The sequence below is a fragment of the Thalassorhabdomicrobium marinisediminis genome, from assembly GCF_003072065.1.
Classification (GTDB): domain Bacteria; phylum Pseudomonadota; class Alphaproteobacteria; order Rhodobacterales; family Rhodobacteraceae; genus Octadecabacter; species Octadecabacter marinisediminis.
In genome coordinates this window covers 225,114-247,673 of the sequence record NZ_QCYG01000002.1, presented here as the reverse complement: position 1 = coordinate 247,673, position 22,560 = coordinate 225,114, and the positions used below count along the sequence as shown (strand labels likewise).

Below are 22,560 nucleotides of genomic sequence, written 5' to 3'. Positions count from 1 at the left end.
TCGCGTGCCCGAATTGTTCATCATGCAAGAGAAGGAGTTGAGATGCGCTATCAGATCACAGGAAAGCAAATCGACGTTGGTGAAGCCCTGCAGACCCATGTGCAGAACGAGTTGGGGGCCGTGATCGGAAAATACGCCGGCCGTCCGACCGATGCGAATGTCGTCTTTTCCAAGAGCGGGCATGAATACGTCTGCGAAGCTGAAGTCCATCTTTCCACCGGCCTGACCGCGCAGGCGCGGGGCCATGCCACTGAAATCTATTCAGCTTTTGACAGTGCGACCGAAAAGATGGACAAGCAGCTGCGGCGCTACAAACGCCGTCTGAAGGACCATCACAAGGAACGTTCACAACCCGTTGAACTTTCGGATGCGGGGTCCTATATCCTCGCCTCGAATAGTGAGTCGGAAGAGAACGAGCCGGATGGCGTAAACTCCATGATTGTGGCCGAGATGGAAGCCAAGATTCCATCCCTTTCCGTCGGAGAGGCGGTCATGCAGATGGAGATTGCGAACGCGCCGGTTCTTGTTTTTCGGAACGAGGGACATAGCGGGATCAACGTCGTCTATCGCCGCGAGGACGGCAATATCGGTTGGATCGATCCGCGTAATTCAGGATAGTCGGGCTGGCCCGATTTATAGAACACATGACCATTCACGACATTCTGCCCCCGACGGGGATCAAAGTCATTGCTGCGGCCAGCAGCAAGAAACGGTTGCTTCACGATATCGGCGACATGGCACAGGCGTGTTTCGGGCTGGACCAGTCGGACGTCGTGGAGGCCCTGCTTGAACGCGAAAGCCTTGGCCCCACCGGCGTGGGGCAGGGCGTCGCGCTGCCCCACGCCCGTCTGCCGAACCTCAAACGGGTCTGCGGTGTCTTCGTGCGGGTCAGGAAGCCGCTGGATTTCGACTCTGTCGATCGTCAGCCCGTCGACCTGGCCTTTGCGCTGTTCGCGCCCGAGGATGCCGGGGTCGAACACCTGAAAGCGCTGGCGCTGGTCTCGCGCACTCTGCGCGATGAAGGGGTGTGCAACAAGCTGCGCTCGAACGAAGATCCGTCAACGATCTACACGATCCTGACCGAAGCAACCTCGGCGCAGGCCGCCTAGACGTAGTCGCCAAAGCCGAAGGCGTCGTAGTCGCGTTGATAAACCTCGCGCACGGCGGCTTCGACATCTTGATCGTAGATGCTGCGCAGCAAGGCCCGATGGGGGTCGGTCTCCCCCACTTGGGGCATCATCTCTTTCCCGATTTGCGCGGCGAGGATGGCAAGGTCGTCCTCAAGCGTGGCTTCACGCAACACCAGATCGGGGACCGCGAACTCTGCGAACCCCTGCACCGCGTTTGCCTGGGTCGCCCAGTGAGAATCGACACGGACCCCGGTCTGCCCGCCCAGATTGGCTTTCACGAACTTCAGATATCCCAGAAACGCGGCCCTGTGGGCGGCTGCGTCGTAAGCGTCGTCGGGGTAGGTCGGGGGCAGCGCAACCTTGAAAGTCTGCACAAGCAGCTTGCGAATCCCCACGTAGCTGCCCGCCCCCGTGGCCAGGATCTTGTCGCAGAACGCTGCATGGGCGCGGGCGACCGGGTGGCGCAGGACGGTGAAGCTGCGATGGCCGGGATGGCTGCGTTTCCAGTCGCGCAAAGATGTCTGGCTGAAGCCCGAGCGCAGCGCGTCGGGCGGGGCGTCGTCCAGCGCAGCAAGCCAGGTGCGCACCGCCCGTTCCGGTCCGGCCCGCAGCGGTAGATACAACAGGCCGGTCTCAGGGGCGGCGCAAAAGCTGGGGACCGAAGGGCCGCGCCGCGGCTCGAAATTCGGGGTCCGGTTGAGGTTGAAACGGTCGATCCGCGCAAGTGTCGCCTCCATCTCGTCGAAGTTCTCGATCTTCTCCGCCATGGTCTTGGGGTTCTGCTTCTTGAGCGAGCGGTCAAGCTCTTCCAGCCGTGCGTCAACCCCCAGAAACCGCGCCAAACCGTTCATCACATCGACGTCCTGCAGGTCTTCATAGTCGAGGTAGAACGCCGTCTGCCCCGACCGCTGCAACCGCCCCAGCAGGCGCAGTTGGAACTTCTGGATCTTCTCCAAATGCCGTTCGAATTCGGCGCTGTCGAAGGTCACCGTATCCTCGCGCAAGCGCTTCACATCGGTCAGTTTCCATTGCCCCGTCGCCTTGGCGATTTTCCAGCTTGCGTAGCTTTCGATCGGGTTGCGGCTCAGGATGATCTTGGCGCATGCGGGGTCGTCCATGATCGCGTCGAACACCCGTCCGTCATGGCTGTTGAAATACCGAAACCCGTTCAATCCCGGCGCGGACCGGACCAGATCAAGAAGCGCGTGAGGATCGGCATCACGCGCATCCCGTGTCATGCCAAGCACCGCATCCTTGTTCGGATAGCCAGCGAAATTCGGGTTGAATGCCTCCCCATGGCAGGTGACACCGTCGAGCGCATTGATATTGGCTTCAAGGAAATTTGAACCGGTGCGCATTTCCGCGAACACCACGAAGGACTCGAACCGGGCCATAGGTTACCGCACCAGATAGGGTTTGCGCCGTGTCGGGCGTTGCGCCACCGGCGCGTTGTCGGCGGGGAAATCGCCCATGAGATAGGGATGCATGCCCTGATTTTTCAGGTTCTGCAAGAATTGCCCGAAGCCGGTCAGGTCCGCCATCTTCGGAGCCTCGGTCACGCGGCGCAGGTTCTTGGCGGCCATCTCGTCCAGCACGGTCTGCAAGGCCTCCATCGGGGTTTCGATAAAATCAGCAAGGGTCCAAATGCGCACCTTGGCCTTGGCCCAAGGCGAGCGAAGCGCGTTGAGGTGTTCGCTCTCGATCCGCTGCAACTCGGCCGCGTCGGCGCGGATGTCCGAAAAATTGCGATTGGACTGAAACAGCGGAATGGCCCAGGCGCCGGTGATGACGCTGATTTGCGCATTGGCGTCCTTGGCGATGTCCCAGCTGATGAACTGGCTGTCGGTGGGGCCGAACTGGAAACACTGGCGTTCGCCCCGCGTGTTCCAAATCAGATTGACCAAGAAGAGCTGCGCATGGTGATCGCGCAGCTTGGGATTGTCACACAGCGCCCCGCTGAACGTCTTCTGCCGCCCTTCAAACTCGACACGGTCTTTCGCGTAAAGGTGGCCATGCACACGGGTGCCTGTCATCCGCGCCAGCCATGGCTCGAAGTCCTCAAACAGGTCCGAGAAGCCTTCGAACACCGAATAGGGCGCAGAGGTGAAGCCGTTCTCGTGCCCCGGGCGTGGCAGGCGGCTCTGCATGAACAATCCGGCCCGCCCGCGCGTACGCCGCTCCACCGCCTTGGAGAAAATGCGGTCGATCTTGCCGGGGTTGGGTTCGGCCCCTTTGAGGGGGTTCTTCTCGTTCAGGAAGTTGTCGTAGAGCCGGTTTGCATCGGGCCAGATCTTGCGCGCGACAAAGCAGTCGGACCGTCGCAGAAGCTGCAGGTGATCGTCGTAGAAAATATGCGGCTTGCCCTGATAGTCGAACTTCGACAGCGTCAAGGACCGGCTTTCGATGTGCTGTGAATAAAGCCGCACAAGGGTCTGGAAGTAGCTTTCGTCCGGAATCCAGACCCGCTTGAAATAGACGTCATAGGTCGGGCGGTCCGGGTCTTCTAGGATGGCCGAGAGAGTCTGCCGCGTCAGGCACCACCATTGCGACCCCATGTGCGGCACGATCCCGTCGGGCACCCGGCGATACATCTTCATGCGCCGCTGGAATTCGACGTAGCGGTCGAACAGGAACCGGTGTTTGCGCCACGAGAACGGAAACCGCAGGGTGAACCGTTCAAAATCAAGACCGCCCTGCGTCCATGGCACATCTGCCGTGGTCGCGCTTTCGATGAAATCGGTGCGCGGCCGCTTCTTGAGGTAGTCCATGAGGTCCTTCACCGGTCGCAGCGGCAGGCAGGAGCCCGAAGCAAGGTACACGTGGCGCACGTCGGGAAAATGATCCAGCATCATGCGCGAGGCCGACTGCGTCGCGGCGACGATCCCCCAGGTCCCCCACTCGCAGCGGTGGCGCTTCGAGAACTTCACGTCGGGGATATCGGCCACCTGCTGCACGAAATCGTCGTAGGTGGCGCGGTCCACGTTCTTGTCGACGTGAATCACCACCGGACACCCCGCGGCGGACCAGTGGCGGATCACCTGTTCGGCGCGGTGCAGGGCCGTGTGCACCAACATGACCACGCCGACCGTCATGCCCAGTTTCCCTTGGACATAAGGCCCAGAATTTCCAACTGACGCCAGTTGATGTATTTCTCGGACCATTTGCACCACAGGTCCGGATGCCGGGCGATCCCTTCCGCATAGGCCTTGTATTCCTGCGAGTCGGCGTAATGCTGCCCCCGCGCCAGCTCTTCCGCCGCTTTGGTCGTGAAGGTATCGAGAAACTTGGCATGCAGCAGCACGCCCGACGCCTTCTCACCCCCCCATTCGTCATAAACGAGGTTCAGGCCACGGGGCAGAACCATATGGGTTGAGCTGACATAGGCGTAGCGCTTGCTCCACTTGATCAGCGGCGTCTTGTTCAACGCCGGCGCGCGCCAGGGCTCATCCTGAAAGAACATGCGCGCGCGGGGACCGCCCTGAATCCAGAGATTATAGTATAGGTGGTTCTTCGAGATGGTGTAATTGCCACTGTCGAACCATGACGCGATCTCCATCGGGTCCTGACCGCGGCGGTAAGGCACGCTGTCCAGCCGGCCCTTGGGATACATGTCCAGAAGCATGGCGCCAAAGCTGCGGATGTCCGAGGCATCGAGCCAATCGGTGAGCGCTTTGACCGGGCGAGTGTCGCAGAAGGGATAGACGAAGAATTCATCCGGATCGACGACCAGCGTCCAATGGCCATCGGCATATTTGCTTTGCAGATAGTTCAGCCAATCGACACCGAAGCGGGACCTGCGATAGCTGCCTTCGGCCCGCCACAGGGACACATCGGGCTGGCGCGCCAGATATTCCGCGCCGCCATCGTCACTTTCGTTGTCGACCATGATGAAGTGATCGACCCCAAGGTCGCGATAATACTTGAGGAAATAGGGCAGACGAATGTCTTCGTTGCGAAACGTCGAAAAGACAAGAACACCACCGGGCGTGATCTTGTCGGTGCGATCCTGAACGGCCCTGAGCTCACGACTTTTGCGGCGGGCACGCAGGTGCCAGCGCTTTCGCTGAAGGCGAAGCCGGTATGAGGTCCAGGCGCCCAAGTCTTGTCCTTCCCGCACTGCCCCACGGGGTGTTGCAACCCCGCTATCAGATCAAGCTTAACACACCGTTCAAGAAGGGCGGTTCAACATTGTCCATTGTTTCCAATAAATAAACAAAGCTTGGCAATAGGCAAGGTTTCACGCCCAATCACCCCGCGTCATCAGCCCCAGACGCTCCAGCTGCTCCGACCCCGCGTAGCGGATCGACGTGGGGGCCCACAGGTCCGGCCCCTCGATCAGGGCCTGATAGTAGGGTTGGTAGAGGTCACTGTTCTCAAAATGCTGCTTGCGCACAAGCTCTTCGGCGGATTTCTCGGTGATGTTCGGGAGAAACTTCGTGTGCAACAGAACCCCGCTCACCCGGTCACCCTCTCCGGTGTCGAACACCTCGTTCAGATTAGGCGGCAGGATTTGGTGGGTCGACGTGACGTAGGCATAGCGGCGGCGCCATTTCACCAGCGGCGTCTTATTCAGGGTCGGCGACCGTTCCGGCTGGCTACCAAAGAACATCCGGTCGCGCACACCGCCCTGAATCCACAGGTTGCCGAACACCGGATGCCGTTTGGCGCGATAATTGTCCCCATCGAACCAGTGCAGCACCTCAAGCGGATCCTGCCCCGATGCGAAGTCGACTGCGTTGACAGGACCGCGCGGATAAAGATCAAGCATCAGCGCGCCAAAGGACGCACGACCTGTGCGGTCGAGATGGGCGGTCAGCGCGCTCAGGGGCCGTTCATCGCTGCCCGGATAGACCAGCAACTCATCCGCATCCACAGTCAGACACCAGCGCCCGACCCCGTAGCGAAACTGCAGACAGGTCAGCCAATCGACGCCGAAGCGCGCGGCCTTGTAACTCGCACCGGTGGTCCAGAGGGACACGTCCGGCTGTTCGGCCAGATACCCGGTCGAGCCATCGTCGCTGCCGTTGTCGACGATCAGGAAATGCGCCACGCCGAGCGTGCGATAATGGGCGAGCCAGTGAGGCAGGCGCGACATCTCGTTCCGTAGGGTTGCGAAAACCAACACACCCTGCGCCGGAATCGGCCGCAGAACACGTCGCGAAAGCTCACGCCGCCGCCGCAACGCCCGCGCAAGAAGCCGCCGTCGTTTCCATCGCAACCGATAGGCATGGCGCGCGCGCGCAAGAAACGACCTTTGGTCCCGCTCCCCTGCGGTGTCGAACGGGAACACAGGGGTCCGGTTATTGCGCGGCTTGCTGCATGGCCATCAGTTCACGCAGATAGCCGTCGAATTCGTCACGCAGGTCGGGCCGCGCCAGACCAAAGGCGACGGTCGCCTGCAGGAACCCGGCTTTCGAGCCACAGTCGAAGCGCTGGCCCCGGAAGCGGTAGCCATAAACGTCACGACCGCTTTGCAACTCGGCATCGATCGCGTCGGTCAACTGGATTTCACCGCCGGAACCGGATTTGATCTTATTGAGGTTCTGCATGATTTTCGGCGTCAGGATGTAGCGCCCGATCACCGCGAGGTTCGACGGCGCTTCCTCGGGGGAGGGCTTTTCGACCAGTCCGTTGACCGAAACCATGGAGCCGTGATCTTCCTTGATGTCGATCATCCCGTAAGAGGACGATTTCTCGGTCGGGACTTCCATCGCGGCCACCATGCAGCCGCCAGTCTCCCCATGCGCTTCGACCATCTGCTGCAGACAGGGTTTCTCGGCGGCGATCACGTCATCAGGCAGGATCACGGCAAAGGGTTCGTTCCCCACCAGACGCCGCGCGCACCAGACCGCATGCCCAAGACCCAGCGCGCGATGCTGCCGGATATAGGCAATCGCGCCGCTGTCCATGCTGGTGTTCTTAAGGGTCTCCAGCAGGTCTTTCTTGTTCTTTTTGCGCAATGTGCTTTCAAGATGGGGAGCATCGTCGAAGTAGTCTTCCAAGGCGCCCTTGCCGCGCGAGGTGACAAAGATGAATTCCTTGATACCCGCGGCCCGCGCCTCATCGATTGCGTATTGGATCAGCGGGCGATCCACGAGCGTCATGATTTCTTTCGGAATGGACTTCGTCGCTGGCAGGAATCGCGTTCCCAAACCGGCGACAGGGAAAATAGCTTTGGTAACTCGTTTCTTCATAATGCACCTGACGATAGATTTTTTCGCGGGCCCGAAGCCCTTTTTGTAGATGATAGCACTTATGGGAACACAGGCAAATGACTGACGCTCGTTTGCCCCGGGCACGCCGACGGAACGGGCATCACGGCGCGCCCATCTCCGACAACATCTGTTCGATCTTCGGCACGTCCTCGGGGTTGTTCAGCTCCCAGAATTGGCGGCCCTTCGCTTCGACTTCCACGCAAAGCATATGCGCGCCCCGTTCGAGGAACCGCAATTGCTCAAGCCCTTCGAGCTGTTCCAGCGGGCCACTGTCCCACCGTGGATAGGCGGCAAGGGCCGAGGGCCGATAGGCATAGACGCCCACGTGGTGGAACACCGGCGTCTCTTCCTCGGCGGCGTAGGTTTTCGCAGTGAAGGGGATCACTTCCTTCGAGAAATAAAGCGCGTTGTGATCCGCCCCGAAGACCGCGGTCGTGCCGCCCACGCGCCCTTCGCGGCGGTCCTGCAGCAAGCCGTTCAGCGTGGCTCCGGTGCAGCGCAGCACGGGGGTCGCCACTTCGGCCACGGGATGGTCCGACAGGGCGGCCACAAGGTCTTCGATGAACCACGCAGGCGTGAGCGGGGCATCCCCTTGCAGGTTCACCACGATATCATAGCCCCCGCCCAGCGCGTCGAGTGTTTCGGCGCAACGTTCGGTCCCGTTCCGGCAAGCCGATGAGGTCATGACGACCTCTGCGCCGAAAGCCTCGGACGCGTCCTTGATCCGGCTATCGTCGGTCGCCACAACCACGCGGTCGACCCCGCGAACCTCCTTCGCAGCCGCCCAGGACCGCTCAATCAGGGTCTTGCGGACACCGGTCGCGCCTTGCAGCTCGACCAACGGCTTTCCGGGATAGCGGGTCGAGGCGAACCGCGCGGGGATGACGACGAGCACGGCCATCAGGCGGACTTCAGCTCAACGCCCGGCGCATGGGCGATGAAGAACGGATTGGCGAAGCCGTCCTTGCCGTAGGTCAGCGGCGCGTGGGTGTCGAAGCGGACCACATGACCGCCCGCCCCCGTCAGCACGGCGTGTCCGGCGGCGGTGTCCCATTCCATCGTGCGGCCCACACGGGGGTAGAGGTCCGCCTCACCGGTGGCCACCAGACAGAACTTCAGCGACGAGCCTGCGCTTTTCATGTCGTTCACGGCATATTTGTTGATGTAATCGTCCGTGGCCTGATCGCGGTGCGATTTGGAGGCGACGACCATAAGCGCCGAATTGTCCGGAGTGCTCACCTTGATCGGCACCATGGTGCCGACGGTGGCCTTCTCGAGCGCGCCGACCTCCTCGACCGAGGTGCCGTCTGGCTGGGTGTAGAACAACCGCCCCTTGGCGGGCGCATAGACGACACCGCGCAGCGGCGCGCCGTTTTCCACATAGGCGATGTTCACCGTGAAATCGCCGCGACGGTGGACGAATTCCTTGGTTCCGTCCAGCGGATCGACAATCAGGAAGGTCGACGCCTCAACGCGGTGGCTGTCGGCCTGCTCCTCGGTGATCAGCGCCACGTCGGGGAACGCAGCCCGCAGCCCGGCCGAGATATGCGCGTCCGCAGCCTCGTCCGCGGCAGTGACTGGGCTGTCGTCGGTTTTGGACTTCACCTCGAACTCATCGGAATTGTAGATATCCATGATGATATCGCCGGCTTCGAGCGCCAGTTGTCGCATCACCTTGGTCAGTTTGTCGAAATCCATCACACGCTCCCGCTTAATCATACGTCACGGGTGTTTTAATTGATCCGTGACGTTTGCCCCCTTATGCTTCTGCAATAACGGATCGGCAAGAAATACGTGCCCTGGGGGCGCGGGCCGCCCCGGGCAACGCAAGGCAGGCAAGATGTTCGAAGCAAGACGGCATGTATCACGCTCTCGCACCGCCTTCGGGATGTTGGGGCTGATCTACCATTCCATCGTGCGCGAGGTGCGCAAGGATCACCGGCACGCCGTGGTTGGCCTGATCATGAACATGATGCAGACCATCGTCTTCGTGACAGCCTTCTATTTCATGTTCTCGATCCTCGGCCTCAAGGGCAACGCGATCCGGGGCGATTTCCTTTTGTATATCATGTCGGGGATCTTCTTGTTCCTGACCCATACCAAGGCGATGGGTGCGGTGCTCAAGGCAGAAGGGCCAGCCTCGGCGATGATGAAACATGCGCCGATGAACACCATCGTCTCGATCACCTCGTCGGCCATCGCATCGCTTTACATCCAGATCCTGTCGATGAGCGTGGTGCTCTACCTCTACCACGTCATTTTCGGCCCGATCACGATCCATGACCCGGCGGGCGCGATGGGAATGGTGCTGCTGGCGTGGTTCTCGGGGATGGCGGTGGGCATCGTCTTTTTGTCGATCAAACCGTGGTTCCCGGGCTTCACCTCAATCGCGTCATCGATCTATGCCCGCGCCAACATGATCGCCTCGGGCAAGATGTTCGTCGCCAACACGATGCCCGGCTTCATGCTGGCCATGTTCGACTGGAACCCGCTGTTTCATGCCATCGATCAGGCGCGGGGGTTCACCTTCATCAACTACAATCCCCACTACAGCAGCATTTCCTATCCGATCAAAGTCAGCTTTGTTTTGATCATGATCGGGCTGATGCTTGAATTCTACACCCGCAAACATGCCTCCGCCAGTTGGGAGGCCACCAGATGATCCGCGCGGCCCTTGCCCTGCTCGATACGCTCTCGGCCACGCCCCTTGCGGCGCAGTCCCTGCCGGATCGCTACATGGTCCAGGGCGTGGCCAAGGATGACACCCTTAACATCCGGGCGGAGCCGAATGCCGGATCCGAGATCGTCGGAGAGTTCGGCCCTTTCGATCTGAATATCGAGGTCATGCGCGAGCAGGACGGTTGGGGATACACCGGCGCGGGGGAGCGCTCCGGCTGGGTCTCGATGCGGTTTCTGACCCCGAACCCTGTCCCGCCCCCTGAGGTTCCGCGCCCGATGATCTGTTCAGGCACCGAGCCGTTCTGGAGCGTGTCCTTCCACCCGCGCGGAACGGAATACAACGCCCCCGGAGAGGGGCGCCGCCAGCTGACGATCCTGCGCGAGCGCACCGCCCGGACCGGCTATCTGGTCGAGGCGGAAGAAGGCCCTGCCTTGACCCGCACGATGATCATCAACGCCCGCCCCTGCAACGACGGGATGAGCGACCGGGACTTTGCCATGGCGATCACCATGTTCACCGATGCGCCGGACGGGTCCGAGGTCTGGACCGGGTGTTGCACGATGCAGGTGAACAACTGACGCCGGTGCCGCGTTACCCCTGGCAAGGACCGCAACTGGACGAGGCTTCACGCCATGACCGACCACAGCTATGGACCCGGCGATCACGGGCATGATCATGACCACAGCCACGTTCCCAAGAACGAACGCAAGATCGCCATTGCCGCCGTTCTGACCGGCGGCTTCATGCTGGCCGAGGTGGTGGGCGGGGTGATTTCCGGCTCGCTTGCCCTGATCGCGGATGCCGGTCACATGCTGACCGACTTTGCGTCGCTCGTGCTGGCGTGGTTCGCAATCCGCCTCGTGCGCAAACCGGCAGACTGGAAGCGCACCTACGGGTTCGACCGCTTCTCGGTGCTCGCGGCCCTCGTAAACGGGCTGTCCCTGTTCGCCATCGCGATCTGGATCACCTTTGAAGCCATCCAGCGGTTGCGCGACCCCCATGAGGTCTTGGGTGGCCTGATGCTTTGGGTGGCGATTGGCGGCTTGCTCGTCAACATTATCGCCTTCTGGATCCTGACACGGGGAGAGAGCGAAAACCTCAACGTGCGGGCCGCGGCGTTGCATGTGGCCGGCGATCTGTTCGGCTCCATCGCCGCAATCGTGGCCTCGGTGGTCATCATCTACACCGGCTGGACCCCGATCGACCCGATCCTGTCGGTGCTGGTCGTGCTGATCATCCTGCGCTCAGCCTGGGCCGTGGTGCGCGAAAGCGGTCACATCCTTCTGGAAGGGGCGCCGCGCGGCTTCGACCGCCGCGAGGTGGCAAAGGTGCTCAAGTCCGAGGTCTCCGGCATTACCGATGTTGCCCACATCCATGCCTGGTCCGTCACGCAAGAACGGCCGATGGTCACCATGGAACTCACCGTGGCCCCCTCGGCCGACCCCGTGCAGGTGAAAGACGCCGCCAAGGCCATCCTGCGCGACAGATTCAGGATCGACCATTCGACCATTGAGGTGGTCTGAACCGACCCGCGCCTGACTCCGGGCCCCTAACGTACGACGTCCCAGACCCGGTTGGACCAATCCTTGCGATCCCGCGCAAGATCAAGGGACCAGCCGTCGTTCGAGCACTCATGAGCCGCCAGCACCGCGTCGGCCCGTTGCTCAACGACGCCCGACAGCATCCGCACCGTGTCAGAGCCGGCCTGGTCTATATTGTAGCGGCTGATCGCCTCGTCCAGTTCGATGGACTTCACCTCCATGACCGCGACCCGCAGCCCGCAGTCGGCGATCTGCACCAGTGTGCGACGGTCCCGCTCCATCTCGTCGATGATTGCGTCTGTCAGCGAGGTCGACCGCGTGCATGCTCCGAAGTTGCGGAACCGTTCGGCGCGTGAGCTTGCCCAGTTGAAATCATCATAGGCGGCTTCGGGCGTGTTCAGCACGCGCGCCCAACCTTGGTTCACCCGTTGCGCGGCCGCGTTGTATTGCTCGGAATAGTCGCGCCAGGCGTCGGCGCATTCCTCGCCCCCGGTCAGCGCCATCGCGGGCGGCGCGGCGAGCAGCGCGATCAGCGCTGCACAGGAAACCCCCTGAATGGTTTTGCAAAACAGCTTCATAAATAACTCCGTCAAAACTCTTTTGAATGGCCACCACCCTATGCGGCAGAGCGACAATTTCAACGATTTTGACGGTGGAGATCAGCAGGTTGGGGCACGGGCCCGCTCAGGTCACCACCCGCAGCGTCAGGTTGAGGCGCCCGCCCCCCTCCAGCAGAGACGACGAGCCCGGCCGCGTCTTGTCGATCCCGTGATAGATTTTGCGGGCCTCACCCCCCATCACGACGACATCGCCCGACTGCAGCCAGATGGATTCTGTCTTGCCGCCACGCGTCAGATTGCCGATCCGGAACATCCCGTCATCCCCCAGCGAGATCGACACGACAGGCTCACCGAAGTCCGCCTCATCGCGGTCCTGATGCATCCCCATTCTGGCTCCGTCGCGATAAAAATTGACCAGGCAACACTCCGGCTCACGGTCCGATCCGGATACTGCCTGCCAGACATCCAGCACCGATGCGGGGATCTTGGGCCATGGCTGACCGTTGGGATGGGTCGGGGAGTACCGATAGCCGGATCGGTCCGACACCCAGCCGAAGCGCCCCGCGCTGGTCATGCGCACCGACATCGGCTTGCCGTAGGGCGTCATCGGGGAAAACAGCGGCGCGGCGGCTACCACATCGCGGATGTCGTCCAGCATCGCTTTTTGCGCGGCACGGTCCAGACGCCCCTGCCAGACGCGAACACCCCTTATTTTCAAAGTCGGTCCGGTGTTTACCATTTTGCATCCATTTTTGCGCCATTCCCCCCCTTCACATAGGTTGCAGGCACGATTTGCCACACCTATATACACTCCGATCCGGATGGGGGCCTGCCCCATTCCTCAACACAAACCATAGGCCGGATGCCGGAATGGGTCCGTGCCACTCCAATCGCCTGAAAGGGATTTGAAACATGGCAAAAGTAATTGGTATCGACCTCGGGACCACGAACTCCTGTGTCGCGATCATGGACGGCTCGCAGCCTCGCGTTATCGAGAACGCCGAAGGCACGCGCACGACGCCTTCGATCGTGGCCTTCACGGATGACGAGCGTCTTGTCGGCCAGCCTGCGAAACGTCAGGCCGTCACCAACCCCGACAACACGATCTTCGGCGTCAAGCGCCTGATCGGTCGCCGGTTCGACGACAAGCACCTTGCGAAAGACAAGAAGAACCTGCCGTTCACGCTGATCGACGGCGGCAACGGTGACGCATGGATCGAAGCCAAGGGTGAGAAGTATTCCCCTTCGCAGATCTCTGCCGTTATCCTGCAGAAAATGAAAGAAACCGCCGAGTCCTATCTTGGTGAAGAAGTCGAACAGGCCGTCATTACGGTTCCTGCCTACTTCAACGACGCCCAGCGTCAGGCCACCAAGGATGCCGGCAAGATCGCCGGCCTTGAAGTGCTGCGCATCATCAACGAGCCGACGGCCGCTGCTCTGGCTTACGGCCTCGACAAGAAAAACTCGCAGACGATCGCGGTCTATGACCTTGGCGGCGGCACGTTCGACGTCACCATTCTCGAGATCGACGACGGTCTGTTCGAAGTGAAATCCACCAACGGGGACACCTTCCTGGGTGGTGAAGACTTCGACATGCGCATCGTCAACTACCTTGCGGATGAGTTCAAAAAGGAAAACGGCGTTGACCTGACCAAGGACAAGATGGCCCTGCAGCGTCTGAAAGAAGCCGCCGAGAAAGCCAAGATCGAACTGTCCTCGGCCTCTTCGACCGAGATCAACCAGCCGTTCATTTCGATGGGCAAGGACGGCTCGCCGCTGCACATGGTTATGAAACTGACCCGTGCGAAGCTGGAAAGCCTTGTCGGTGACCTGATCAAGTCCTCCATGAAGCCTTGTCAGGCTGCATTGAAGGACGCGGGCCTGACCACGAACGACATCGACGAAGTCGTGCTGGTGGGTGGTATGACCCGGATGCCGAAGGTCATCGAGGAAGTGACCAACTTCTTCGGCAAGGAGCCGCACAAGGGTGTGAACCCTGATGAGGTTGTCGCCATGGGTGCCGCCATTCAGGCCGGTGTTCTGCAAGGTGACGTCAAGGACGTTGTCCTGCTCGACGTGACACCTTTGTCACTCGGCATTGAAACTCTGGGCGGTGTCTTCACCCGTCTGATCGACCGCAACACGACGATCCCGACCAAGAAGTCGCAGATCTTCTCGACCGCGGAAGACAACCAGAATGCCGTGACGATCCGCGTGTTCCAGGGTGAGCGTGAGATGGCCGCCGACAACAAGATGCTCGGCCAGTTCAACCTTGAGAACATCCCGCCAGCCCCCCGTGGCATGCCGCAGATCGAAGTGACCTTCGACATCGACGCCAACGGCATCGTGTCGGTTCAGGCCACGGACAAGGGCACCGGCAAAGAGCAGAAGATCACCATCCAGGCCTCCGGTGGCCTCTCGGATGAGGATATCGATGCCATGGTGCGCGACGCCGAAGAGAACGCGGAAGCTGACAAGGGCCGCAAAGAGCTCGTCGAAGCCAAGAACCAGGCCGAAAGCCTTATCCACTCGACCGAGAAGTCGATGGAAGAGCATTCGGACAAGGTCGACCCGACCACGATCGAAGCTATTGAGCTGGCCATCGCCGCGCTCAAGGACGATCTGGACGGCGACGATGCGGGCAAGATCAAGGCCGGCATCCAGAACGTGACCGAGTCGGCCATGAAGCTGGGTGAAGCCATCTACAAGGCGGCGCAGGAAGAGGCCGGCGAAGCCGAGCCCGACATGCCCGGCGCCGACCAGGGTGGCAGCAGCGACGATGATATCGTCGATGCCGACTTCGAAGACCTGGACGACGAAAAGCGCGATTGATCGTGTAACGCTACGCTATGGGGCGGCCTTGAACGGGCCGTCCCATCACTTCCCAAAAGGGGAAATCATACATGTCTAAACGCGATTATTACGACGTCCTCGGCGTGTCCAAAGGCGCCTCGACGGACGAGATCAAGAAAGCCTACCGCACCAAGGTCAAAGAGCTTCACCCCGACCGCAATTCCGACAACCCGAACGCCGAAGCGCAGTTCAAGGAGGTTGGTGAGGCCTATGACGTCCTGAAAGATGCGGACAAGAAGGCGGCCTACGACCGCTATGGCCATGCGGCCTTTGAAGGCGGCATGGGCGGCGGTGGCCGACCCGGTGGTATGGGCGGCATGGGCGGTCAGGGCGATTTCGGATCGGCCTTCTCGGATATTTTCGACGACCTGTTCGGCAACATGGGCGGACAGCGGGGCGGCCGTTCGCAGGTGCAGCGCGGCAACGACCTCCGCTACAACCTGCGTGTGACTCTGGAAGAGGCTTTTTCCGGTCTGCAAAAGACGATCACCGTTCCCACCGCCGTGGCCTGTGACGTCTGCAACGGCACCGGCGCCGAAGGCGGCTCTGAGCCTCAGACCTGTCCGACCTGTTCGGGCATGGGCAAAGTGCGCGCGCAACAGGGCTTTTTCACCGTCGAGCGCACCTGTCCGACCTGTAACGGCATGGGGCAGACGATCAAGAACCCCTGTCACAACTGTCACGGTGCAGGCCGCGTCGAGAAAGAGAAATCGCTTTCGGTCAACATCCCCGCGGGGGTCGAGACCGGAACCCGGATCCGTCTGGCCGGCGAAGGTGAAGCCGGCATGCGCGGCGGGCCTGCGGGCGATCTCTATATCTTCATCGAGGTGCGCGAGCATGCGCTGTTCGAGCGCGAGAACAACCATCTGTTCTGCCGCGTGCCCGTGTCGATGACCAAGGCCGCTTTGGGCGGAGATATCGAAGTGCCGACCATCGATGGCGGACGGTCGCGGGTGAAGATCCCTGCCGGTTCACAATCCGGTCGCCAGATGCGCCTCAAGGGCAAGGGCATGCCTGCCCTGCGCGGCGGCGGCAACGGTGACATGTTCATCGAAATGGCTGTTGAGACGCCGGTCAACCTGACCGCGCGGCAAAAAGAGCTCCTGCGCGAGTTCGAAGATGCAGCAAGCGACAACAACCCCCAGAGTTCGAGCTTTTTCAACTCGGTCAAGTCGTTCTGGGAATCGATGAAGGGGTGAACGGCGCCTCCGCGCGCCGCATCTTAACCTTTCAGTAACGGAATCAGCCGAGGCTGTGTGTCATGAAACACGCAGCCTCTGCCTTTTCTGAAGCCCCGTTCCTGCCGCTTGATGCCCCGGTCCAACAGCCTGAGGGTCTAACCCTCGACCGTGATGAGGTTGAACAGGTTTCCGCCACATCGCACGGGAAAAAGGGCAAGGTTCCCTCTTATCTGGCGGACCACCGCAAACGGCTGCGCCACCGTTTCCTGACCGGCGGGGCGGCAGCGATGCCGGATTACGAGATTCTGGAACTGACGTTGTTCCGGATCATCCCCCGGCAGGACGTCAAGCCGCTTGCGCGATTGTTGATCGACACCTTCGGCGATCTGAACGGGGTTCTGTCCGCCCCGATAGCCCGGCTACAGCGGGTCGAAGGGGTCGGACCGGCGGTCGCGCTGGAACTCAAGATCATGGAGACCGTGACCCACCGCATGGCCCGCGCCAAAGTGATGAAACGGCCCGTCATCAGCTCGTGGGACGCGGTGCTGGATTATTGTCACACGGTCATGGCGCATCGCGATACCGAGCAATTCCGCGTTCTGTATCTCGACCGCAAGAACGTCCTGATTGAGGATGAAGAACAGGGCTCCGGCACGGTCGACCACGTGCCTGTCTACCCGCGTGAGGTTGTCAAACGTGCGCTTGAACTGAACGCCTCGGCGTTGATCCTTGTGCACAACCACCCCTCGGGCGACCCTACGCCGTCACCGGAAGACATCGCCATGACGCAACAGATTTCCGAAGCGGCGCAGGCTTTGAACATCACCCTGCACGATCACCTGATCATCGGCCGGTCGCGCGAACTCAGCTTCAAGGCTCAGGGTTTGATCTAGCCTGCGGCCCGACCCAAAGCTCCACCCGGCGGTTGGTCTGCTGCCCCCAGATGGCATCGTCGCAAGCCATAGGCAGCGCCTCTCCGAAGGCGTCAGTTTCGATCAACACGGTCTCCGGGATGCGCCCTCCCAAGGCCCGCGTCACTGCCCTGCGGACGGTTTCCGCGCGGGCGGAGGACAGATCGCGGTTGGCAGCCGCGGGGCCAACCCCATCGCTGAACCCCACGAACAAAAGCTCCTGCCCTGCGAACCGGCCATCGCGAATCGATTGGGCCATCTGCATGACGTTCGACCGCGACTGCCCGTCCAGACGAGTCGATCCGGGCTCGAACCGGAAAGTGTTCGACATGCGGACCCGTGGCTCCAACAGCCGCACAAGTCTTTGCAGCTCGCTCAAGGGCACCTCGCGTCCGGCGTTGGTGATGGCATGGGCCAGCCGCTCCCCCTGCTCTGCCAACGGGATCGGGACCGCCGCAAGATCGGCCAGCCCCACCCGGCGAATGACAAGGTGCGCGCTTGGCGATCGGAGCCAATCGAGGAAATCGTCGATCCTCGGGTGCAACCTACGTTGGGGGAGGTAGAGCAGCACTGGAAAGGTCAGCGGATAATCCTCGGTCTTGAGCGACAAGAGTTCCGCTTGCGAGACGACGCCGCAGGGGCCCGAGAGCTTTAAGGGTTGGGTATTGCCGACCTCCCCGAAGGGCAGCAGCGTCAGGCCATTCTCGGCACCCTCAATCGCCAATCGCAACGCGTCGATGTCGCTGTAACCGGTGTCCGGTCGCGCCAGCGCCAAGCCGAAGGGCGTCATGAAGCGGTCTTCGAACCCTTCCAGCAAACCGGACAGGTCCGCGGGCAAGTATGGGTCGAAGACATCCGATGTGCCGGCCAGGACGGCGGTCACATCGGCGAGCGAGGTGAACCGCTGCGCGGAGCCCGGGGTGGTGACCGGAACCAGCGCATCCAGCGCAAGGATTCGGGCCTGCCGCGCGACCGTTACGCGACCCAGGCCCGCCGCATGGGCGGCCTGAACCTCGGCCGGGCGCAATTCGCGCAAGGACAGCAACGCATCGGCCCGGTGATCGACGAAGGCGTCGAAAGCGACGGTGGGGGCAGCGGCGGTGAGCGCGACGGAAATCACCGGGCCATCCGGGTCCGACACCAGCAGCCACCGGCCGTCATCTTCGCTGATCGTCAGCCCCTGGTCGCGGGCATAGCCCTCGAGCAGGGCAGGCATGAGCATCCCGGTCATGCGCTCTGCCCCGATCATCCGGAGCACGGGCACATGGTTTTGCAGATCGGGACAGGGCGCCCCGACGCAGGTCAAATCCGCTGCCGCCAGCGTGACCAGACCGCCATCGGTCAGCAGCGAGATGTTGTCCCCGTCGAACCCGATGAACCGGCCCGTCACGGCGAAACTGCCCTCAGCGTTCTGATAGGTGACCGTTTCGGCAAGAGTCATCGTCGCGCAAAAGAAATATGCGGCGAGGGTCGCCGCATATGCCGTCAAAACACGAATGATCGCGGGTTGTCCTGAAGTCATCGCGCGGCGAGTGTCAGGTCCTGAAACATGTTTTGCAAGATCAGAAAATCACCCACCGCGTCGCATTCCGGCATCACCATAGTGAGGTCGAGCGCCGATGTCTGCCCGGATGGGGCGATCTGGATGCTTTGCGCGGCGATCTCACGTCCGCAGTTGTCACTGGTGATCTCGGCTTCGGCGCTCAGCAACACATCCGTGCTTTCGCCAATGGCGGTTGTCGGGACGGTGTAAACCTCGGCGAAGAGGGGGTGCTCTCCGGCGTTTTCGCCCAGACGCATAAGGAAGCCACCGTCAGTGTCGACACGCTCGGGCGCGCCGGGGTTGCCGGCGAAGATGTGGCCGCTGTCGCCGAAGCCCGCACCCTTTTCATAGGCGCTCAGCATAACGGCGGCGTCGCCTTGCCATTGCAGCACGGCGCGATCATAGGCCGCGAAATCAGGGATCGTCGTGGTGGCCACGTTCCCCTCTCCGTCGTCAAAAGCAGCGATAATAACGGCGACCTCGGCCAATGCGGGCATGGTGAACGCCGCGCGTCCCGCGTCGTCGGTCAGGGCCGTGAACATCATGCCCTGATGATGCACTGTGAACGGGGTCGACTTGTGGCACGGCGCTTCAACCGACACGTCGAGTGCCGATGGGGGAACTGAGGTTGCGCTTATCCGCGGGCCACAGTCCGCACCCAAAAGAGGCGCGGGGCGAGGGTCCGGCGCGAGGCCGGGATCGAGTGTCGCAAGCTGCGTCGGCGCGTCCGCCGGGGTCGGACTTTCAAGCGAGGCCGGCAGGATGACAGCGACGTTCGACGCCGTCGCGGGGGCTATAAGGGCTGGCATTGCCTCGGTCGGGGCCTGCGTCGCTTGGGCGAATCGCTGCGGGGCCTCCGCCTGTGTGTCGCCGCCGAACCGGCTGGCCAGCGCATCGCTGTTCTGCATCACGAATCCGGTCGCCAGCGCGAGGCTGAACGTTGCCGCCCCCATGCTCAATTGCTTTACAGTCGCCATGTGTCACTCCTTCCCCGTGGTGGGTCAGGCGTCACTTTGCTTCATGGCAATGGCGTGAGCACGGCGCCAGCGTGGAGTCTTTTGGCCGCCAATGCGGCAGAAACGCGGCGGCGGGCGAGTTACTCCAAAACGCCGTGGCAGTGCTTGAATTTCTTGCCGGACCCGCAAGGGCAAGGATCGTTGCGCCCCGGATTGCCCCAGGTCTCGGGATCGGCTTCGTCAAAACCGGGCTTTGCAGCTGCGGTTGTGGCAGTCGCACCGGCCGCAGCACCTGCTCCGCCGGCGGTCCCGTTCGACGGCGTTGCACCGGCCTGCATGGCCCGCTGCTGTTCGGCGGCTTGCGCGATCATCGCCTTTTGCTCTTCTTCCGTCATCGGGCGAATCTGGGCGAGCTTCTGCGTCACCTCGGCGCGCAGACTGTCCAACAGGCCCTCAAAAAGCTGAAAGGCTTCGGTCTTGTATTCGTTCAGCGGATCGCGTTGGGCGTAGCCGCGGAACCCGACCACCGAACGAAGATGTTCGAGGGTCAGCAGATGTTCGCGCCATTTGCCATCGATCGTCTGCAGCAGGATCTGCTTTTCAATGTTGCGCATGACCTCGGGGCCGAAAGCCTTGGCCTTTTCCTCCATGTGGGCCGTGGCAGCCTCTTCAAGGCGTTCGCGGATGATTTCGTCATCGACGCCTTCTTCATTGGCCCATTCGATCACCGGAACGTCGATCCCGAGCTGCGCGATAGCCTGCGCGTAAAGGCCTTCGACGTCCCACTGATCCGCATAGCTTTTGGCCGGGATGTGCGCGTCGACCAGATCGTCAATCACCTGAGAGCGCATGTCCGCGACGATTTCGGACAGATCCTCGGCTTCCATGATCTCGCGCCGCTGGGCAAAGATCACCTTACGCTGGTCGTTCATCACGTCGTCGAACTTCAGCAACTGTTTGCGGATGTCGAAGTTGCGCCCTTCGACCTTCGCCTGCGCCCGTTCCAGCGACTTGTTCACCCATGGGTGAACGATCGCTTCGCCTTCCTGCATCCCGAGCGTCGACAGCACCTTGTCGAGCCGTTCCGAGCCGAAGATACGCATCAGGTCGTCTTCAAGCGACAGGAAGAAAGCCGAGCGCCCCGGATCCCCCTGCCGACCCGAGCGGCCCCGCAGCTGGTTGTCGATCCGGCGGCTTTCGTGGCGTTCGGTGGCCAGCACGAACAAACCGCCTGCGTCTTTGACAGCCTGTTCGTCCGCTTCGTGGGCCGCTTCGATCTCGGCGCGGACGGTTTCCTGATCCGCGTCGGGGTTGGCGGCAATCGCCTCCATCACCTTGAATTCGACGTTGCCGCCAAGTTTGATGTCGGTCCCGCGACCGGCCATGTTCGTCGCAATGGTCACCGCGCCCAGTTTGCCCGCATCGGCGACGATCTGCGCCTCCTGCTCGTGCTGGCGCGCGTTCAGGACGTTGTGCGGAATGCCCTCGGCGGTCAGAAGCTGGCTGAGAAATTCGGATTTCTCGATCGAGGTCGTGCCGACCAGTGTCGGCTGCCCCTTGGCATGGGCTTCTTTGATGGCTTTCACCACCCCGTCGAATTTCTCTTTCGCGGTGCGATAGACTTGATCATGATCGTCCTCGCGCGCGATGGGGCGGTTGGTGGGCACTTCGACCACGCCAAGACCGTAGATCTCGGCGAATTCTTCGGCTTCGGTCAGGGCGGTGCCGGTCATGCCGCCCAGCTTGTCATAGAGCCGGAAGTAGTTCTGGAAGGTGACGGAGGCGAGGGTGACGTTCTCCGGCTGGATCTTGCAGCCTTCTTTCGCCTCAATCGCCTGATGCAGCCCGTCGGAAAGGCGACGCCCTGCCATCATGCGGCCGGTGAATTCGTCGATCAACACCACTTCGCCGTCGCGAACGATGTAGTCCTTGTCCTTGGTGAACAGCTTGTGCGCGCGCAGCCCCTGATTGACGTGGTGCACGATAGTCGTGCTTTCGGGATCATAGAGCGATTGATCTTCGGGCAAGATACCGGCGGTGACCAGCCGTGTTTCAAGAAACTCGTTCCCCTCATCGGTGTAATTCACGTTGCGGGTCTTTTCGTCGAGCGTGAAGTGCTCGTCCTGAATCTCGGGGATCAGCCGGTCGATGGCCTGATAGAGTTCCGTGCGATCCTGTGCAGGGCCGGAGATGATGAGCGGCGTGCGCGCCTCATCCACGAGGATCGAGTCCACCTCATCGACGATGGCGAAGTTATGGCCGCGCTGGCTCATCTGCGACAGCTCGGACTTCATGTTGTCACGCAGGTAATCGAAACCCAGCTCATTGTTGGTCGCATAGGTAATATCGCAGCGATAGGCCGCGTGTTTCTCGGCGTCGGGCTGCTGCGGGTAGATCACGCCGGTGGTCAGGCCCAGCGCACCGTAAACCTGCGACATCCATTCCGCATCCCGTTTGGCAAGGTAGTCGTTCACCGTCACCACGTGCACGCCTTTGCCGGTCAGCGCGTTCAGATAGGCCGGAAAGGTCGCCACAAGGGTCTTGCCCTCACCGGTTTTCATTTCCGAGATATTACCCTGATGCAGGAAGATGCCGCCCATGAGTTGCACATCGAACGCGCGCAGGCCCAGTGCGCGGCGGGCGGCTTCGCGGCAGTTAGCGAAAGCCTCAGGCAGAAGCGCGTCAAGGCTCTCACCGCCCAGCGCCCGTTTCGCCAATTCCTCGGTCTTGTCCTTGATCTGGTCGTCGGTCAGCTTTTCGAACTCGGGCTCTAGCGCGTTGATCTTGTCGACCAAGGGCCACGTCGCCTTGATCTTGCGATCATTCGGCGTCCCAAAGATCTTCTTCGTAAGCGTTCCAAGACCGAGCATATTCTCTCCGCGCGCCATTTTCGGCGTCTCTGACATCAATGTGTGAGGAGGTTGGTTGTGCCTGTCCGGCGCGCCCAATAGATATAGGCCAAATCCGGCCCCCTCTGGACCTTATGGGGA

Annotated in this window: 20 protein-coding genes; 8 read left to right on the top strand and 12 right to left on the bottom strand. The window is 61.4% G+C overall.

Features of this window, described 5'->3' with window-relative positions; all coding sequences use genetic code 11:
* Positions 1 to 42: 42 nt before the first annotated feature.
* Together hpf and DC363_RS03560 are read left to right on the top strand one after the other, a co-directional pair.
* Positions 43 to 618: a ribosome hibernation-promoting factor, HPF/YfiA family gene (gene hpf / locus DC363_RS03565; RefSeq protein ID WP_108639761.1), complete on the top strand. Its 576-nt coding sequence runs from the start codon at positions 43 to 45 to the stop codon at positions 616 to 618.
* A 26-nt stretch (positions 619 to 644) separates the two neighbouring features.
* A complete protein-coding gene (locus DC363_RS03560) occupies positions 645 to 1,109 on the top strand; it encodes a PTS sugar transporter subunit IIA (protein WP_108639760.1) in 465 nt (154 codons plus the stop codon).
* On the opposite strand, the gene DC363_RS03555 is transcribed toward DC363_RS03560, so the two are convergent.
* From DC363_RS03555 to cysQ, 7 genes are all read right to left on the bottom strand, one after another.
* Entirely contained in the window at positions 1,106 to 2,524 is a 1,419-nt protein-coding gene (locus DC363_RS03555; protein ID WP_108639759.1) for a sulfotransferase family 2 domain-containing protein, read from the bottom strand. The two genes, DC363_RS03560 and DC363_RS03555, sit on opposite strands and share 4 nt — an antisense overlap.
* A gap of 3 nt (positions 2,525 to 2,527) precedes the next feature.
* Positions 2,528 to 4,222: a DUF5927 domain-containing protein gene (locus DC363_RS03550; RefSeq protein ID WP_108639758.1), complete on the bottom strand. Its 1,695-nt coding sequence runs from the start codon at positions 4,220 to 4,222 to the stop codon at positions 2,528 to 2,530.
* Positions 4,219 to 5,229: a glycosyltransferase family 2 protein gene (locus DC363_RS03545; protein ID WP_108639757.1), complete on the bottom strand. Its 1,011-nt coding sequence runs from the start codon at positions 5,227 to 5,229 to the stop codon at positions 4,219 to 4,221. Before DC363_RS03545 ends, DC363_RS03550 begins: the two co-directional genes overlap by 4 nt.
* 138 nt (positions 5,230 to 5,367) lie before the next feature.
* Positions 5,368 to 6,420 (bottom strand): glycosyltransferase family 2 protein, encoded by a 1,053-nt coding sequence (locus DC363_RS03540; RefSeq protein ID WP_108639756.1) that lies wholly within the window; start codon positions 6,418 to 6,420, stop codon positions 5,368 to 5,370.
* A 10-nt stretch (positions 6,421 to 6,430) separates the two neighbouring features.
* A complete protein-coding gene (gene galU / locus DC363_RS03535) occupies positions 6,431 to 7,324 on the bottom strand; it encodes a UTP--glucose-1-phosphate uridylyltransferase GalU (protein WP_108639755.1) in 894 nt (297 codons plus the stop codon).
* A 121-nt stretch (positions 7,325 to 7,445) separates the two neighbouring features.
* Entirely contained in the window at positions 7,446 to 8,246 is an 801-nt protein-coding gene (locus tag DC363_RS03530; RefSeq protein WP_108639754.1) for a 3-deoxy-manno-octulosonate cytidylyltransferase, read from the bottom strand.
* Positions 8,246 to 9,043 (bottom strand): 3'(2'),5'-bisphosphate nucleotidase CysQ, encoded by a 798-nt coding sequence (gene cysQ / locus DC363_RS03525; protein WP_108639753.1) that lies wholly within the window; start codon positions 9,041 to 9,043, stop codon positions 8,246 to 8,248. Before cysQ ends, DC363_RS03530 begins: the two co-directional genes overlap by 1 nt.
* Before the next feature lie 142 nt (positions 9,044 to 9,185).
* Here cysQ and DC363_RS03520 point away from each other — a divergent pair, with 142 nt between their 5' ends.
* The 3 genes from DC363_RS03520 to DC363_RS03510 are packed head-to-tail and all read left to right on the top strand — an operon-like array spanning position 9,186 to position 11,548.
* On the top strand, positions 9,186 to 10,007 hold the full coding sequence (locus DC363_RS03520) for an ABC transporter permease (protein ID WP_108639752.1): 822 nt from the start codon (positions 9,186 to 9,188) through the stop codon (positions 10,005 to 10,007).
* Positions 10,004 to 10,603, top strand: coding sequence for a hypothetical protein (locus DC363_RS03515; RefSeq protein WP_108639751.1), 600 nt, complete (start codon positions 10,004 to 10,006; stop codon positions 10,601 to 10,603). Before DC363_RS03520 ends, DC363_RS03515 begins: the two co-directional genes overlap by 4 nt.
* Before the next feature lie 54 nt (positions 10,604 to 10,657).
* Positions 10,658 to 11,548 (top strand): cation diffusion facilitator family transporter, encoded by an 891-nt coding sequence (locus DC363_RS03510; RefSeq protein WP_108639750.1) that lies wholly within the window; start codon positions 10,658 to 10,660, stop codon positions 11,546 to 11,548.
* A gap of 26 nt (positions 11,549 to 11,574) precedes the next feature.
* Here DC363_RS03510 and DC363_RS03505 read toward each other — a convergent pair whose 3' ends face one another.
* A complete protein-coding gene (locus tag DC363_RS03505; protein ID WP_108639749.1) occupies positions 11,575 to 12,144 on the bottom strand; it encodes a hypothetical protein in 570 nt (189 codons plus the stop codon).
* Positions 12,145 to 12,250: 106 nt separating this feature from the next.
* The gene (locus tag DC363_RS03500; RefSeq protein WP_108639748.1) at positions 12,251 to 12,865 is read right to left on the bottom strand and encodes an alpha-ketoglutarate-dependent dioxygenase AlkB family protein; all 615 of its coding nucleotides are present in this window, start codon (positions 12,863 to 12,865) and stop codon (positions 12,251 to 12,253) included.
* A gap of 173 nt (positions 12,866 to 13,038) precedes the next feature.
* Here DC363_RS03500 and dnaK point away from each other — a divergent pair, with 173 nt between their 5' ends.
* From dnaK to radC, 3 genes are all read left to right on the top strand, one after another.
* Positions 13,039 to 14,958 carry a molecular chaperone DnaK gene (gene dnaK, locus DC363_RS03495; protein WP_108639747.1) on the top strand — a complete coding sequence of 640 codons (1,920 nt, stop codon included), beginning with the start codon at positions 13,039 to 13,041 and terminating at the stop codon, positions 14,956 to 14,958.
* 71 nt (positions 14,959 to 15,029) lie between these two features.
* Positions 15,030 to 16,178: a molecular chaperone DnaJ gene (gene dnaJ / locus DC363_RS03490; protein ID WP_108639746.1), complete on the top strand. Its 1,149-nt coding sequence runs from the start codon at positions 15,030 to 15,032 to the stop codon at positions 16,176 to 16,178.
* 62 nt (positions 16,179 to 16,240) lie between these two features.
* Positions 16,241 to 17,053 carry a RadC family protein gene (radC, locus tag DC363_RS03485; RefSeq protein WP_108639745.1) on the top strand — a complete coding sequence of 271 codons (813 nt, stop codon included), beginning with the start codon at positions 16,241 to 16,243 and terminating at the stop codon, positions 17,051 to 17,053.
* On the opposite strand, the gene DC363_RS03480 is transcribed toward radC, so the two are convergent.
* From DC363_RS03480 to secA, 3 genes are all read right to left on the bottom strand, one after another.
* Complete coding sequence (locus DC363_RS03480) at positions 17,031 to 18,512, bottom strand: OmpA family protein (protein ID WP_158270826.1); 1,482 nt, start codon at positions 18,510 to 18,512, stop codon at positions 17,031 to 17,033. The two genes, radC and DC363_RS03480, sit on opposite strands and share 23 nt — an antisense overlap.
* A gap of 77 nt (positions 18,513 to 18,589) precedes the next feature.
* Positions 18,590 to 19,591, bottom strand: coding sequence for a hypothetical protein (locus tag DC363_RS03475; protein ID WP_146180741.1), 1,002 nt, complete (start codon positions 19,589 to 19,591; stop codon positions 18,590 to 18,592).
* A 119-nt stretch (positions 19,592 to 19,710) separates the two neighbouring features.
* A complete protein-coding gene (gene secA / locus DC363_RS03470; protein ID WP_108639742.1) occupies positions 19,711 to 22,440 on the bottom strand; it encodes a preprotein translocase subunit SecA in 2,730 nt (909 codons plus the stop codon).
* Positions 22,441 to 22,560: the final 120 nt, after the last annotated feature.